This window comes from Bradyrhizobium frederickii (assembly GCF_004570865.1).
GTDB classification, from domain to species: Bacteria; Pseudomonadota; Alphaproteobacteria; order Rhizobiales; family Xanthobacteraceae; genus Bradyrhizobium; species Bradyrhizobium frederickii.
The window spans coordinates 60,940-76,420 of sequence record NZ_SPQS01000009.1 but is presented as its reverse complement, the minus strand read 5'-3'; the positions used below and the strand labels follow the sequence as shown (position 1 = coordinate 76,420).

At 65.5% G+C, this 15,481-nt stretch carries 13 protein-coding genes; 10 read left to right on the top strand and 3 right to left on the bottom strand.

Features of this window, described 5'->3' with window-relative positions:
- Positions 1-177: 177 nt before the first annotated feature.
- The 5 genes from E4K64_RS17050 to E4K64_RS17030 all read left to right on the top strand — a co-directional run bounded on the left by E4K64_RS17050 (position 178) and on the right by E4K64_RS17030 (position 5,408).
- Complete coding sequence (locus tag E4K64_RS17050; protein ID WP_167772067.1) at positions 178-657, top strand: hypothetical protein; 480 nt, start codon at positions 178-180, stop codon at positions 655-657.
- 329 nt (positions 658-986) lie between these two features.
- A complete protein-coding gene (locus E4K64_RS17045; RefSeq protein WP_135164549.1) occupies positions 987-1,934 on the top strand; it encodes a TAXI family TRAP transporter solute-binding subunit in 948 nt (315 codons plus the stop codon).
- A gap of 161 nt (positions 1,935-2,095) precedes the next feature.
- The gene (locus E4K64_RS17040; RefSeq protein ID WP_167772066.1) at positions 2,096-4,210 is read left to right on the top strand and encodes a TRAP transporter permease; all 2,115 of its coding nucleotides are present in this window, start codon (positions 2,096-2,098) and stop codon (positions 4,208-4,210) included.
- Entirely contained in the window at positions 4,171-4,590 is a 420-nt protein-coding gene (locus E4K64_RS17035) for a DUF1850 domain-containing protein (RefSeq protein ID WP_135164548.1), read from the top strand. The genes E4K64_RS17040 and E4K64_RS17035 overlap by 40 nt, the downstream gene beginning before the upstream one ends.
- Positions 4,591-4,601: 11 nt before the next feature.
- Positions 4,602-5,408 (top strand): SDR family NAD(P)-dependent oxidoreductase, encoded by an 807-nt coding sequence (locus tag E4K64_RS17030; RefSeq protein WP_135164547.1) that lies wholly within the window; start codon positions 4,602-4,604, stop codon positions 5,406-5,408.
- A gap of 182 nt (positions 5,409-5,590) precedes the next feature.
- On the opposite strand, the gene E4K64_RS17025 is transcribed toward E4K64_RS17030, so the two are convergent.
- Together E4K64_RS17025 and E4K64_RS17020 are read right to left on the bottom strand one after the other, a co-directional pair.
- A complete protein-coding gene (locus E4K64_RS17025) occupies positions 5,591-6,361 on the bottom strand; it encodes a hypothetical protein (protein WP_135164546.1) in 771 nt (256 codons plus the stop codon).
- A gap of 55 nt (positions 6,362-6,416) precedes the next feature.
- Entirely contained in the window at positions 6,417-7,994 is a 1,578-nt protein-coding gene (locus E4K64_RS17020) for a cation:proton antiporter (protein WP_135164545.1), read from the bottom strand.
- Positions 7,995-8,099: 105 nt separating this feature from the next.
- Here E4K64_RS17020 and E4K64_RS17015 point away from each other — a divergent pair, with 105 nt between their 5' ends.
- From E4K64_RS17015 to E4K64_RS16995, 5 genes are all read left to right on the top strand, one after another.
- Positions 8,100-8,864 carry a tetratricopeptide repeat protein gene (locus tag E4K64_RS17015; RefSeq protein ID WP_135164544.1) on the top strand — a complete coding sequence of 255 codons (765 nt, stop codon included), beginning with the start codon at positions 8,100-8,102 and terminating at the stop codon, positions 8,862-8,864.
- A gap of 129 nt (positions 8,865-8,993) precedes the next feature.
- Positions 8,994-10,385: a tetratricopeptide repeat protein gene (locus E4K64_RS17010; protein ID WP_135164543.1), complete on the top strand. Its 1,392-nt coding sequence runs from the start codon at positions 8,994-8,996 to the stop codon at positions 10,383-10,385.
- A 563-nt stretch (positions 10,386-10,948) separates the two neighbouring features.
- Complete coding sequence (locus E4K64_RS17005) at positions 10,949-12,859, top strand: propionyl-CoA synthetase (protein WP_135164542.1); 1,911 nt, start codon at positions 10,949-10,951, stop codon at positions 12,857-12,859.
- A 235-nt stretch (positions 12,860-13,094) separates the two neighbouring features.
- Entirely contained in the window at positions 13,095-13,364 is a 270-nt protein-coding gene (locus E4K64_RS17000) for a hypothetical protein (protein WP_135164541.1), read from the top strand.
- Positions 13,365-13,555: 191 nt separating this feature from the next.
- On the top strand, positions 13,556-14,302 hold the full coding sequence (locus E4K64_RS16995; RefSeq protein ID WP_167772064.1) for an OmpW/AlkL family protein: 747 nt from the start codon (positions 13,556-13,558) through the stop codon (positions 14,300-14,302).
- Positions 14,303-14,604: 302 nt separating this feature from the next.
- Here the strand turns inward: E4K64_RS16995 and E4K64_RS16990 are convergent, their stop codons facing one another.
- Positions 14,605-15,300, bottom strand: coding sequence for a DUF1013 domain-containing protein (locus E4K64_RS16990; protein WP_167772063.1), 696 nt, complete (start codon positions 15,298-15,300; stop codon positions 14,605-14,607).
- Positions 15,301-15,481 lie beyond the last annotated feature (181 nt).

Genomic DNA, 15,481 nt, shown 5'->3' with positions numbered 1-15,481 from the left:
TCGTGGGCATCGGGCTTGAACAAATCACGAACGGCGTATCCGGGTCAATTTGCGAAAGCGCCGCAGCGCATCACGTCTTGTCCAGCAGTTTGTGATTTTCCCTCCGTCCCCTCGCGACTATGTTCCGCTTTCCGTCTAGAACGCAACTCGACAAAATTATTGGTGGGGATGATTCGGATGCGCCATGTGATCAAACTTTGCTGGGCTGCTGCATTGTCGTTGACGGCGCTGGCGCCGGCCGCCCGGGCCGATGATTACCAGCTCAGCCACAACCAGCGCATTTCGTGCAGCCGCGGCCTTGCCCCGGGCAAGCTGAACACGGCGACCTGCAAGTCCTACACCTATCTCTTCAACACCAGGACCTCGGAATATTTCCGCTGCCAGGTTTCGCTGGCGCTGACCCGCGACAACAAGGAAGTCATCAACGTCCAGACCGATGGCGGCTGCACCAAGAAGCCGCGCATCTTCGAGACCGACGGGAAGTATGATTTCGATGCGACCGAGACCGAGCCGCCGAACACCAACTCGTTCTTCGGTCCCGGCGGTTATTCGGTCTGGGCCGCCGACGTCGGCACCCAGAAGGTGCGCGGCTGCATCATCATCTCCTCCGGCCTCGGCTCCGACATCTCCAAGTGCCTGGACATGACGTTCCAGTGAGGACGCGCTCGATCGCCTCATAGGCGGTGCACTCCCTCCCCCGCCTGCGGGGGAGGGTCGGGGAGAGGGTGTCTCGGCATCGGGACAATCCCCTAGAGGAGAAAGCCCTCACCCGCGCCTTCGGCGCGACCTCTCCCGCGAGCGGGAGAGGTGACGGAGCCCGCGGCGCGTGCGATTGAGCCTCGCGCTGCGCCACCTCGCCGCACCCACCGGTTCCCAAAGTCGAGTCGGATCGGCCGTTCGCCGCAGTCCTGTTTTGCCTTTTGGATGGGTTGACCCGCATGCCTCATCCAGCCAATTTCGCGCCCGGTTTGGGGAGAACAACAACCATGAAACGGACCATTTTCGGCGTTGCCGCGGCTCTTGCTCTGGCGGCGTCGACACCTTGCGCGCATGCGCAATCCTTCATCAACGTGCTGACCGGCGGCACCTCCGGCGTGTACTACCCGCTCGGGGTCGCGATCGGGAAGATCTACGGCGACAAGATCCCGAACGTGAAGACGCAGGTTCAGGCCACCAAAGCGTCGGTCGAGAATCTGATCCTGCTGCAACAGGGTCGTGGCGAGCTGGCCTTCACGCTGGGCGACTCGCTGAAAGCCGCCTGGAACGGCGAGGAGGAAGCCGGCTTCAAGACCAAGCTCGACAAGCTCCGCACCATCGGCGCGATCTATCCGAACTACATCCAGATCGTCGCGACCGCCGAGAGCGGCATCAAGACGCTGGCCGACCTCAAGGGCAAGAGCCTCTCGGTCGGTGCGCCGAAGTCGGGCACCGAGCTGAACTCGCGCGCGATCCTGGCCGCGGCCGGGATGAGCTACAAAGATCTCGGCAAGGTCGAGTATCTGCCGTTCGCCGAATCCGTCGATCTCATGAAGAACCGGCAGCTCAACGCGACGCTGCAATCGGCCGGGCTTGGCGTCGCCTCGCTGAAGGACCTGTCGACCTCGAGCCCGATCACGGTGGTGTCGGTGCCGAAGGAGACCGTCGACAAGATCGGCCCGCCCTTCGTCTCGGCGATCATTCCGGCCAACACCTATACCGGCCAGGACAAGGACGTGCCGACGGCGGCCGTGATCAACTATCTCGTCTCGAGCTCCGCCGTGTCGGACGATCTCGCCTATCAGATGACCAAGCTGGTCTACGAATCGCTGCCGGAATTGCAGAACGCGCACGCGGCCGGCAAGGAGATCAAGCTCGAGACCGCCGCGACCGGCAGCCCGGTTCCGCTGCACCCCGGCGCGATCCGCTATTACAAGGAAAAGGGGCTGATCAAGTAAGGTCGGCTCTCGGTATCGGACGTCATGGCCGGGCTTGTCCCGGCCGTCCACGTTCTTAGGCTGGGCGAGAAAGCCCGTGGATGCCCGGGACAAGCCCGGGCATGACGGTCTGGAGACGCTGTGCAATGTTATAAGCGCTGGACGGTTGGGGACGGATTGAAATGCTGGAAAAGGCAGAGGGCACTGACGCTGCGCCCATCAAGGTCGAGTTCGACAATTTCGAGCACGGTTTCCCGGAAGGCTTCGGCCCGGGCGTGTGGGGCGCGCTTGCGTACTGGATCGGCATCGCCTTCGCCACGTTCCAGCTCTATGTCGCCGCCTTCAACTATCTGCCGAGCCAGGTGGTGCGCGGCGTCCATGTCGGCTTCCTCGTTCTGCTCACGTTCGGCCTGATCGCCAACTTCACGGCGAGGAGCAATGCCGGCCGCGCGCTCGGCTGGGTGATCGGCGGCGCCGGCTTCCTCTGCGGGCTCTACCAATGGATCTTCTATGCCGACCTGATCGCGCGCGACGGCGACCCGACGCGGCTCGATCTCGTGGTCGGCACGCTGCTGGCGGTGCTGATCTTCGAAGGCACGCGGCGCCTGATGGGCGCGGCGCTGCCGCTGATGTGCGGCGCGTGCCTCGTCTACTGGTTCTTCGGCCATTATCTGCCGTCGCCGCTCAACCATCGCGGCTACGACTTCGACCAGATCGTCACGCATCTGTCGTTCGGCACCGAAGGCTTCTACAGCGTGCCGATCTACGTCTCGGCCACCTACATCTTCCTGTTCATCCTGTTCGGCTCGTTCCTGGAGCGCGCCGGCATGATCCAGCTGTTCACCGACGTCTCGCTCGGCCTGTTCGGCCGCACCCGCGGCGGCCCCGCCAAGGTCGCGGTGTTCGCCTCGGGCATGATGGGCACGATCTCCGGTTCGGGCGTCGCCAATGTGGTGACCGTCGGCCAGTTCACCATTCCGCTGATGATCAGGTTCGGTTATCGCCGTGCCTTCGCCGCCGGCGTCGAGGCCACGGCCTCGATGGGCGGGCAGATCATGCCGCCGGTGATGGGCGCGGTCGCCTTCATCATGGCCGAGACGCTCGGCGTCCAGTACTCGGAGATCGTCAAGGCGGCGGCGATCCCTGCGATCCTGTATTTCGCGTCGGCCTTCTGGATGGTGCATCTGGAAGCCGGCAAGCACGGGCTCGTCGGCATGAAGCGCTCGGAAATTCCGAGCGCCTGGAAGGCGCTGGTGACGCGCTGGTACCTCGTGCTGCCGCTCGCTGCCCTGGTCTACATGCTGTTCGAGGGCTTCACGCCGCTCTATGCCGGCAGCATGGGCCTTGCGCTGACCGTGACGCTGATCCTTGGCACTGCCATCACGGCCGGCGTCTCCGCAACGGCCATTCGGTACATCTTCTGGATCGGGCTCGCGCTCGTGGTCGCCGCGCTCTCGCGCGACGGCTTGCAGATCGTGCCGGTCGCAAGCGTCGTGGTCGGCCTGATCGTGATCACCGCCTTCGTCCGCGGCGGCTTTGCGGCGCTGCGTGCCTGCCGCGACGCGCTGGCCGAGAGCGCCAAATCCGCCATCACCGTCGGCATGGCCTGCGCCATCGTCGGCGTCATCATCGGCATGATGTCGCAGACCGGCGTCGGCACCATCTTCGGCGGCTGGGTGATCGGGCTCGGCGAGAAGAGCCTGTTCCTGGCGCTGATCATGACCATGCTGCTGTCGATCCTGCTCGGCACCGGCATCCCGACCATCCCGACCTACATCATCACCGCCGCGCTCGCAGCGCCGGCCCTGGCCAAGTTGGGAGTGCCGCTGATCGCGAGCCACATGTTCGCGTTCTATTACGGCATCATGGCCGACCTCTCGCCGCCGGTGGCGCTGGCTGCGCTCGCGGCAGCCCCGATCGCCAAGGAGAACCCGGACAAGATCGGCTGGGAGGCGATGCGGATCGCGCTCGCCGGCTACGTCATCCCCTTCATCTTCGTCTATTCGCCCGCCTTGATGCTGCAGGCCGGCGATCCCATGGCGGCCAAGCTCGGCTTCTACGGCGCGGTGGCGTTGGCCGCCACCAAGGCATTGGTGGCGATCGGCCTGTTCGGCATGGTCGCGATCGGCTTCCTGTTCACGCGGCTGACGCTGATCGAGCGTCTGGTCGCGCTCGGTGCCGCGTTCTGCCTGCTCGGCGAATTCCCGTTCAGCGACACCGCCGGCTTCGTACTCGCTGCGGCGCTCGCGCTGTGGCAATGGCGGCAGCGCCCGCCGGCGCCGGTCGAGGCGGTGTGAGCCTCTGCTTCGCAACGGCATCAGGCGTGAAGGCGCTGGCGCTGTCCGCCTTTGCGCTGGCCTGGACGCATTCGGTTGCGAAAGTCGAATGGCAGGAGGATTGGCGCGTCACCCCTGCCGGCCTCGAGCTGGTGCAGGCCCGCGTCAAGGGCACCGGCCCCGGCATGGAGCCGCCGCCGGAGGCACGGCTGGTCGACGGCTGGTTTCAATGGCAGCCGAAGCGGGCGCCGATGCAACAGGTTGTGCTCGGCAATTCCGGCGCGGCCGGCGAATGGCGGCTGTGCCATGACGGACAGTGCCGGACGCTGTCCGAGATTGTCGGCCATCCGATCGGTGCTAACGTCACCACAATGAGCATCTGCGAACAACAAGACAAATAAGGGAGATCACGATGGCTAGGCTCAAGGGCAAGGTTGCGATGGTGGTGGGGGCAGGCTCGATCGGGCCCGGCTGGGGCAACGGCAAGGCGACCGCGGTGACGTTTGCGCGCGAGGGCGCCCAGGTGTTTTGCGTCGACCGCAACGGCGGTGCGGCCGAGGAGACGGCGAAGATCATCACCGGCGAGGGCGGCACGGCGACGGCGTTCACCGCCGACGTCGCGCGTCCCGCCGAGATCGAGGCCATGGTGGCGGCGTGCCTGAAGGCCTATGGCCGCATCGACGTGCTCGACAACAATGTCGGCATTGCCGAGATGGGCAGCGTGGTCGAGGTGACCGAGGAGAGCTGGGACCGCGTCTTCAGCGTCAACCTCAAAAGCGCCTATTTCGCCATGAAGCACGTCATTCCGGTGATGGTGAAGCAGGGCGGCGGCTCGATCATCAACATCTCCTCGATCGCCTCGATCCGCCACATGGGCATCTCCTACGTCACCTACGGCAGCTCGAAGGCGGCGATGAACCAGATGACGCGCACCACCGCGATCGAGTTCGCGCGCCAGCATGTGCGCGTCAATGCGATCCTGCCCGGCCTGATGAAAACGCCGATGGTCGAGCATTCCGCAGGCTTGGCCGCCAGCTACGCCAAGGGCGACGTCGAGGCGATGTGGCGCGCCCGCGATGCGCAGGTGCCGATGGGGCACATGGGCGACGCCTTCGACGTCGCCAACGCCGCGCTGTTCCTGGCGTCGGACGAATCGAAATACGTGACCGGGATCGAGCTCGTGGTCGACGGCGGGATCACCTGCAAGGCGGGGGCGTAGCTTCAATCTCCGCTGTCGTCCCGGACAAGCGCGCCCCAAGCGCGCGCCGATCCGGGACCCATAACCACAGGGCGGAGTTATTTTGCAAGGTCACTCCGAGTCGTCGCCAAACCACGGCCTGTGGTTATGGGTCCCGGATCGCGCTTCGCTTGTCCGGGACGACGGCGGAGGTTGTGGCGCCCTCACTGCGCCAGCGCCAGAATCCCGCCGGCGAACGAATGCCACGCCGCACTCTCGCTGACCGGCCAGTTCAGCATCTTCACCGCCAGCAGCGCCAGCGTGCCGTAGATGTAGACCGGATGCACGCGGCCTTCGGCGCGCCAGTCGCGCACCATGGCGACGACGAGCAGGAGCGAGGCGACGACGGCCGGCGCGATCGTCACCGGCACCGGCGGCGGGCCGGGCGGTCCGGGAGGCGCCAGGAAGGTCAGGAACCAGCGCGCGATGGCGGCGTCGAGGATCGAGACCGCAGCCAGCAGCATCAACCGCTTGTGAACCTCGGGCCTGCGCGTGTTCATGATCGCAAGCACGAACACGATCGCGAAGAACGCGATCCCGCTCATCGGCACGATCGAGAAGCTGATGCCGGCCTCGCGCTGCCCGAGCGCGGCGGATTGCTGCATCACGTGCACCGAGGCGAGGAAGCCGAAGATCGTCATTGCGGTTGCGAGCGACACGCCGGCAATGCCGAGCGAACGGTGATTGACCACGCGGCCCGAGGCCGCGAGCCAGGTCTGCAGCACGTAATAAAGCGACCAGGTGAAGAACAAGAGCCCGTGAAAATGAATCACGGGGCTGGCGGACAGCGTCCGGTGGGCGAGCGGCACCCAATAGGTCGGCGCGAAACCGAGAAACGCGGTGGCCGCGCAGGCCAGGGCCATGTGCAGATAAAAATATCGTGCAGGCGACGCATCACGCGCGCGTACACGACGGTCGTCGGTCAGGGTCGTCATCTGGAGTGAGTCTGGGAAGCTGGCGTTTGGTTCAAACACCGCCGTCGCCTTCGATTTATCCCCCCGCGCTCAATTCTGCGCGATCGAGCTCCTCTTCGATGCGGTGGAAGGCATCGTCGCCGATCACCTCGGTGGCGCGGAGGTCGAAGATCGCTTTGCGCGCGGCCTCGATGGCGCGGCGGCGCAGCGGATCGGCCGGCAGTTCGCCGTTGGCGATGCCGCCATTGGGATCGTTCCCGGCCTGCATCAGGATGGCGCGATATTCGAGGCGCAGGATCTCCGCCTCCTCGGACGGATCGCTCTCGATCGCATCGAGCGCGGCGCGATAGGCGACGGCGCGCGCCTGCGCGACCTCGGTGCCGACGGGATCGTCGTCCTTGAGGCCGAACGCCAGGATCAGCGGCCGCAGCGTCAGGCCCTGGATCACCAGCGATCCCAGCACCACGGCAAAGGCGGTGAAGACGATGAAGTCGCGCTGGGGAAAATTCTCCGGCAGCGCGAAGGCGGTGGCGAGCGTCACGAGGCCGCGCATGCCGCACCAGGAGATGATGAGCCCGCCCTTGGCCGAGGCCACGGTCTTGGGGTCCTTCGGATGATAGATCCCCTGCGCGACCAGCACACGCAAGATCGTGCGATAGAACGTCACCCAGAGCAGCCGGACCAGCACCACGGTGAGCAGGATCCAGGCCGCGGCCACGCAATATTCCCAGCGCACGTCCGCGTCGAGGCGGGTCCAGATCGGCCGCATCTGCATGCCGATCAGCATGAAGGCGAGCACGTTGAGCACGAACACCGTGGTCTCCCAGACCGCGTAGGACGGCACCCGCAGCCGCGCCGGCATGCGCAGCCCGGCCGAGCGCGCTATCGTCATGGCATAGACCACGATGGTGAGGATGCCGGAGAGGCCGAGATGCTCGGCGCCGATCCAGATCAAGAAGGTGGTGGCGAACTGCACGATGATGGCGCTCGGCGCCTCCGTCACCCGCTCCATGATCGGGGGAATGATGCGGCCCGCGAGCAGGCCGGCGATCACGCTGCCGACCAGGGCCAGCGCCATGGTCGGCGCAACCTGGCTCCACGTCAGATGTTCGGTGGCGACCGCGCCGACCGCGATGCGATAGATCAGAAGCGCGCTCGCATCGTTGAGCAGGCTTTCGCCCTCCAGGACCTTCACCATGCGGTGGGGAAGCTTGACCTGGCTCAGGATCGCGACCGCGGCGGCGGCATCGGGCGGCGCCACGATGGCGCCGAGCGCAACCGCGGCGGCCCAGGGCATGTCGGGCATCAGCCGGTGCGCCACGAAGGCGACGCCGGCCGTGGTCAGGCCGACCGCGGCGACGACCAGGGTCGAGACCGGAACCCAATTGTTGCGCAGATCGCGCAGCGAGGTGTCGAACGCGGCGTCGAGCAGGACCGGTGCGACAAAAAGGGCCAGTGCGAGATCGGGCTCCAGCGTCCAGGACGGACTGGACGGCACGAAGGCGATCAGCGCGCCGCCGATGGCGAGAAAGGTCGGGTAGGGGACCTTGATCCGCCGCGCCAGCGCCGATAAGGCAACGGCGCCGAGCAGAAGCACGATGATCCATTCGAATGTCGACACGATGATCCCCGAAACCGATGTGAGCGGCACCACAAGCTAGCACCAATCCGGCCGTATGATGGATTGTACGGTCCCGAGGCAAGGCGTAAGGCAAGACCGAGAGCAACGCCGAAAGCAAGACTTCCGACTGCAACGAGCATGCGTTTTCAAAAACTCATTCAATCGTCAGGTGCCGTATTGCTTTGCGCGCTCTCGCTCGGCGCCGCCCAGGCTGCGACCGGCGGCGAGCCGGCTGCGGTGATCAAGGTCGATGTTGAATCATGTCTCGCGGCGGCCGCGGCCGACGACATGGACAGGGCCGCCACGGCCTGCGCCGCCGTGATCGACAACGAGAAGACCGCCAAGGGGGATCTGATCAAGGCGCTGGTCGCGCGCGCGGCGCTCTATGCGCGGCACGATCAGGTCGACCGCGCCATCGCTGACGACAGCCGCGTTCTCCTGCTCGATCCCACGCTTGCCGACATCTTCAATGCGCGCGGCGAGCTCTGGCTCAGGAAGGGCGACAAGCCCAAGGCGGTGCAGGATTTCGGCGCGGCCCTGAAGATCGATCCGAACCACGAGAAGGCCAAGGCCAATCACAAGGCGATGGCGCGCGAGCTCGAGCGCATCGGCGCGCAGATGGCCGTCGCCGGCAAGCCCAGCTTCAATTGCCGGAATGCGGTCCGGGCCGTGGAGAAGGCGATCTGCAGAAATCGCGAGCTGGCCGATCTCGACCGCGAGATTTTCGGGTCGAGCGCGCGTGCGGTTCGGGAAGCGCCCAATCCGGCGGAGGCCAGGAGGCTCCAGCGCGAGCAGGACGCGTTCATCGCCCGCCGCAATGCGGCGTACGGCCGGCCGGGCTATGATCTGAAGAAGGCGATGCAGGAGCGGCTGCAACAGATCAACGGGGTAGACGGGTATTGAGGCCTGTTCGCCCCTCCCGCAAGCGGGGCAGGGAGTGATGCAGCGGGGCGCTCCCAGCCAGCCCGAATTGAACCCATTCCGTGCCCGACGCGACAATGGTGAAAACCTGACGTCACGGAGCAATCTGCCATGTGCGGCACGCATCCTTCCGCGCAAGCGCTTTCGCTTGCCAAAAGCTCGTTTCGCGCCTTGCTTCTCAGCGCTGCCATGAGCCTTGTCCTCGCTGCGCCGGCCTCGGCCGGTACCGACTGCGTGATGGGCAGCAAGGCTGCTCCAGCGGAGCTGATGCCCGCCTGCACGGCTATCATCGACCAGACCGCCAATCCCGCCTCCGATCGTGCCGCGGCCCTGCTGGTTCGCGCCGACGCCCATGCCCGGACGTTGGGCGGCCTCACCCAGGCGTTACGGGACATCGACCGCGCCATTGCGCTCGACGGCAGGAATGCGAAGGCCTGGCGCCTGCGCGGTGACCTCCTGCGCGAGGCCGGCGGCGATCTCAACCGCGCCGCGGCCGACCTCAGCAAGGCGATCGAGCTCGATCCCGCAGACGCAGAGGCCTACGAGCTGCGCGGTATCGTCTACACCAATCAGCGCCGGCTCGACCGCGCGCTCGCCGACTACGACCAGGCGATCAAGCTGAAGCCGGACTTTGCGCAGGCCTGGTCCGACCGCGGCGTGGCCCACTATCTCGGCGGCGACAACGAAAAGGCGATCCGGAATTTCGACGAGGCCTTGCGGCTCGACCCCGACCGGCCCCGCACCTATACCAATCGTGGAGCGGCCTATAAGAAGCTCGGCCAGCTCGACAAGGCGCTCGCCGATGACGGCGAGGCGATCAGGCTCGATCCCAAGGTGCCGGAGTATTACGACAACCGCGGCCTGATCTATGCGGCGATGGGCGAGTACGACAAGGCCATTGCCGATTACGACCTGGCGATCCGGCGGGAGCCGCGCGCCAACTTCCTGACCAACCGCGGCGATTCCTATCAATTCAAGGGCGAGCTCGGGGCCGCGCTGAGCGACTACGAGGCGGCGCTGAAGCTCGATCCGAATTTCGCGAAGACCTACAACAACCGCGCCGTGCTCTACAAGAAGATGGGCGAGCGTAAGAAGGCGCTGGCGGACTACGAGATGGCGCTGAAGCTCGACCCCGGCAACGAGAACGCCGCGAATGGCCGCCGGGCCACGATCGCCGAGATCGCGAAATTCGGCGCGGCGTCCCCGGGCCCTATTCATGCGCGCTCGGCCGATGATCGCGGTCCGTCATTCGATTGCGCCACCGCGAAGCGCGAGGTCGAGCAAGTGATCTGCGCCGATCCGCAGCTTGGCGTGCTTGACCGCCAGATCGCCGAGGCTTACGAGCGTGTGCTGAAATCCGCAAGCAAGCGCGCGGCGGAAGGCCTGCGCAAGTCCCAGCGCGATTTCCTCGTCACGCGCGATGCGAGCTTCCGTCGCCCCGGCTATGATCTGAAGAAGGTCATGCAGGATCGCTTGCTGCGGCTGAATGCGATGGACAGTTGATCGCCCCTTCGCCTCTCCCCGCTTTCGACGGGGCAATCGCATATGATGTGCCTGATGCAGCGGCATCGGCAGTGGGCTCCCTCCCCCGCGTGCGGGGCGCGACGAGCTTCGCTCGCGCTGAGAGGGTTGGGGAGAGGGTGTCTCCGCGCAGGGACTATTGAGAATAACTGAGGATGTCCCCGTGCGGCGAGAGCCCTCACCCGCCGCGCTCTGCGAGCGCGTCGGCCTCTCCCCGCAAGCGGGAGAGGCGGAGCAAGCCTGCAGACAGTCCTCGTGTAATTCATATGCAATAGCCCTTCCGCCTGCGGGTGAGGGGACTCTGCGCGCGTCCAACCCTCACCGTGACCGCGGATGCAGCCCCCGACCCTCTCAGCGCGAGCGGAGCTCGTTGCGACCCGCAAGAACGGGGAGAGGGAGAAGATGCATCCTTTTCAGCTTGAACCGCGGCCCGTTCCCGGGAAAATAGCCCTCAAACAAGGCCGGCATTGATCCTGGTCATGGCGGGGCGTCTGTCCTGCCACGAGGTTCGGGCCCAGCCGAATAAAGGGAACGGGAGCGCGGGAATGAACATCCAGGGCAAGAGTCTCTATCACGAGGTCCATGCACGCTCGCTCGCCGACCCCGAAGGCTTCTGGGCCGAGGCCGCCAAAGACATCGACTGGATCGAGCCGCCCAAGTCGATCTTCGATCCAAGCCAAGGAACCTACGGCCGCTGGTTCACCGGCGGTGTCGTCAATACCTGCTACAACGCGCTCGACCGCCATGTCGAAGGCGGCCGCGCCGACCAGGTCGCGCTGATCCACGATTCGCCGCTGACCGGCAGCGTCACCAAACTTACCTATGCCGAACTGCTGGACGAGGTGCAGGCGCTCTCCGCGATCATGCAGGATTTCGGCGTCGCCAAGGGCGATCGTGTCATCCTCTATATGCCGATGGTGCCGGAGGCCGTGGTCGCGATGCTCGCGTGCGCGCGGATCGGGGCGGTGCATTCCGTGGTGTTCGGCGGCTTCGCAGCGAAGGAGCTCGCCACCCGCATCGACGACGCGCAGCCGAAACTCATTCTCTCCGCAAGCTGCGGCATCGAGCCCGGCCGCATCGTGCAGTACAAGCCGCTGCTCGACGAGGCGGTCAAGCTTGCCGGCAGCAAGCCGAAAGCCTGCATCGTCCTGCAACGTCCGCAGCTCACCTGCGATCTGACGCCGGGCCGGGACTACGATTGGGCGAGCCTGCGCCGCAAGGCGCTGAATGACGGCAAGAAGGCAGCTTGCGCGCCTGTTGCCGCGACCGATCCGCTCTACATCCTCTACACCTCGGGCACCACGGGCGTCCCGAAGGGCGTCGTGCGCGACAATGGCGGCCATCTCGTCGCGGTGAAATGGTCGATGTTCAACCTCTATGGCATCAAGCCGGGCGAGGTGTGGTGGTGCGGCTCCGATATCGGCTGGGTGGTCGGCCACAGCTACATCGTCTACGGCCCGCTGCTGCACGGCGCGACGACGATAATGTACGAGGGCAAGCCGGTCGGCACACCCGACGCCGGCGCGTTCTGGCGCGTGATCTCGGAGCACAAGGCGGTTGCATTGTTCACCGCGCCGACCGCGTTCCGCGCGATCCGGAAAGAGGATCCGGAAGGAAAGTTCATCCGGCAATACGACCTCTCGAAATTCCGCACCCTGTTCCTCGCCGGTGAGCGCGCCGATCCGCCGACGGTCGAATGGGCGGAAGCGCAGCTGAAGGTGCCGGTGATCGACCATTGGTGGCAGACCGAGACAGGCTGGTGCATCGCCGGCAATCCGGTCGGGCTCGGCATGCTGCCCGTGAAGCACGGCTCGCCGACGGTGCCGATGCCGGGCTACCAGGTCGACGTGGTCGACGAGGCGGCAAAGCCGGTCGGCCCCAACACCATGGGCTCGATTGTCATCAAGCTGCCGATGCCGCCGGGCTGTCTGCCGACGCTGTGGAATCAGGACACGCGCTTCAAGGAAGCGTATTTGAGCGAATTCCCCGGCTACTACAAAACCTCGGATGCCGGCTACAAGGACGAGGACGGCTATGTCTTCGTCATGGGCCGCACCGACGACATCATCAACGTCGCCGGCCATCGGCTCTCCACCGGCGGCATGGAGGAGATCCTGGCCTCGCATCCCGATGTCGCCGAATGCGCCGTGCTCGGCGTCAAGGACGCGATCAAGGGCGAGGTGCCCTGCGGATTCCTGGTGCTCAAGGCCGGCGTGAAACGGGCGCCGGCCGAGATCGAGAAGGAGATCATCGCGCTGGTGCGCGACAAGCTCGGCCCGGTCGCCGCCTTCAAGCTCGCGATCACCGTCGGCCGCCTGCCCAAGACGCGCTCCGGCAAGATTCTGCGCGGCACCATCAAGAAGATCGCCGACGGCGAGTCCTGGACCATGCCGGCGACGATCGAGGATCCCAAGGCGCTCGACGAGATCGGGGAGGCGCTGAAGGGACGGGTGTGAGGTTCTCTCTGGCGGTCACGCCAGTGAGACGCGGGACCGCTCCCCCAACGCCGCCGTCATCACCCGCGAAAGCGGGTGATCTAGTATTCCAGAGACGGCGATGCTGGAGCCGATAGGCCGCGGCGTGCTGGATTCCCCGCTTTCGCAGGGAATGACAGCGTGCGTGGAATAGCGTCCAGGGACTTACAATCTCCGTATTCCGCGCTAAACAGGGCCGGCCAATAGGGGACCTTGTATGCCACTTGCCGCCGCGCCGCGCCTGCTTGCAGCTGTGCTGCTCGCCACCGCTGTTTCCGCCTGCTCCGCGCGCTACCAGAATACGGTGGCGGTGGGCGGTGACGATGACGACGCGGTGTGCCAGAGCCGCGGCTATGCGCAGGGCTCGCCGGAATACGTGGCCTGCCGCAAGGACCGCGACGTCCAGCGCAACGCCGCCACCGCGCGCGCCGACCGCCGCCAGCGCGATCTCGGCGAATACATGCTGAACCATCCCGAGCGGCCTTGACGTGTGGGGGGGCACTATGTTGCCGCCAGCGCGTCTCGCCTGCCTGGTTTTCGTGACACATATGCAACGCCGTGGCCAAATCGTGGCGGCGTCCGCCTGAATTGATCGAGATCAAATCCTCCAGCGTCCCCTTTCTGCTCTGACGCTCATGTCGCGCAACGATGCGCGAGAGATGGCTGAAGGGGATTGAAATGCAGAGAACGACAAGAAACCTGGCGCGGCTTGCGACTTTTGGCGCGATGCTGGCGGGCACGTTTGCATCGGTGCAAGCTGCCGATTTGCCTGTCTACAAGAAGGCGCCGCCGCCGGTGGAGGCATTCAATCCGTGGATGGTGCGCCTGCGCGTGCTCGGCGTGTTGCCGGATGGCGGCAGCTCGACCGTCAATGTGGCGGGCGTGCCCTCGCTGTCCTCGCCGAATTCCGGCCTCTCGATCAGCGACCAGGTCGTCCCCGAGCTCGACATCAGCTATTTCTTCACCAAGAACATCGCGGCCGAGCTGATCCTCGGCGTGACCCGGCACTCGATCAACGGCACCGGCTCGCTCGCAAACCTGCCGATCGGCAAGACCACGCTGCTGCCGCCGACCCTGACGCTGCAATATCACTTCGACCAGTTCGGCGCGTTCAAGCCCTATGTCGGCGCCGGCGTGAACTACACCGTGTTCTTCAACACTTCCGCCCGCAATACGCCTTCCGCGATCGTCGGTCCGCCCGCGATCGTCGCCACCACCACCAACCTGCATGTCAGCAACGCATGGGGCGGCGCCGTGCAGTTCGGCTTCGACTACATGATCGACCGGCACTGGGGTCTCAACGTCGACGTCAAGAAGCTCTGGCTGCGCCCGGATTACAGCGCCACCGTCTCCGGCCTGCCGGTCACCGGCACCGCGCATATCGATCCGTGGCTGGTCGGCGCCGGCGTGACGTACAAGTTCTGAGATTGTTGCTTGGAGACGAGCTGTGACCACAGCCGACCCTGCGCTCCCTCCCCCCTTGCGGGGGAGGGCGGGGGAGAGGGGTAGCTCAGCAAGCGGTGTGCAAGAGTCGCACCGCTTCGAGGTGATGGAGGGAGTCCCCGTGGGGTACCCCTCTCCCTAACCCTCCCCCGCAAGGGGGGAGGGGACGCAGTGTGCGTGTGGCGACACGCGTCACACTCGCTCAGCCCGTCTTCACAAAGCAAAAAGCGCGGCAGGCTTCCCTGCCGCGCTTTTTGCGTTTGAAGCGGGCGAAGAGGGAGGAACTACTCCTCCTCGGCGTCCTGCTTCTTGCCACCGAGCGTCTTCAGCTTGGCGAACACGGCGTCGACGTTGAGGTCGTCGCTGGACTTCTCCGCGGATTCGTATTCGTCCTTGCGGGTGGTCTCGGAGGCCGGCAGCAGCGTGGCGCCGCCATAGGCGGCGTCGATCGGCTTTTCCTTGGCGGCGCGCTGCACCTCGAAATCGAGCTCGATCTGCGAGCAAAGGCCGAGGGTGACGGGATCGATCGGGGTGAGCTGGGACGTGTTCCAGTGGGTGCGGTCACGCACGCTGGCAATGGTGCTCTTGGTGGTGCCGACCAGACGCATGATCTGGGCGTCCTTGAGCTCGGGATGGCTGCGCAGCAGCCAGAGGATGGCGCTCGGACGCTCGTGGCGGCGCGATACCGGGGTGTAGCGCGGGCCCTTGCGCTTGGGCTGCGGCGGCAGCACCACCTTGCTCTCCTGGAGGCGGAGCCGGTAATCCGGGTTCTTCTCGCCCTTCTCGATCTCCTCGCGGGTGAGCTGGCCGTTGGAGAGGGGATCCATGCCCTTGATGCCCTGGGCCGCATCGCCATCAGCGATCGCGCGCACCTCGAGGGGATGCATCTTGGTGAAATCGGCGACCTGGTCGAAGGTCAGCGCGGTGTTGTCGAGCAGCCAAACGGCGGTCGCCTTGGGCATCAGAGGTGCGTTGCTCATGGCAAATCTCCTTTGTGCTTCGCCCACCCCTCTGGAGGCGAAACCGGTGGTCATCAGCGATGACAGGGAATTCGCGCTATATAAGCCCGGAGGGGCTGGCCACGCAATGGTTCTGCTATAGATAGTGCCTTGACAGCGCCCGAAAGGGGGCCCAATTCCCTTGGAAACCGCGGTATAGTTC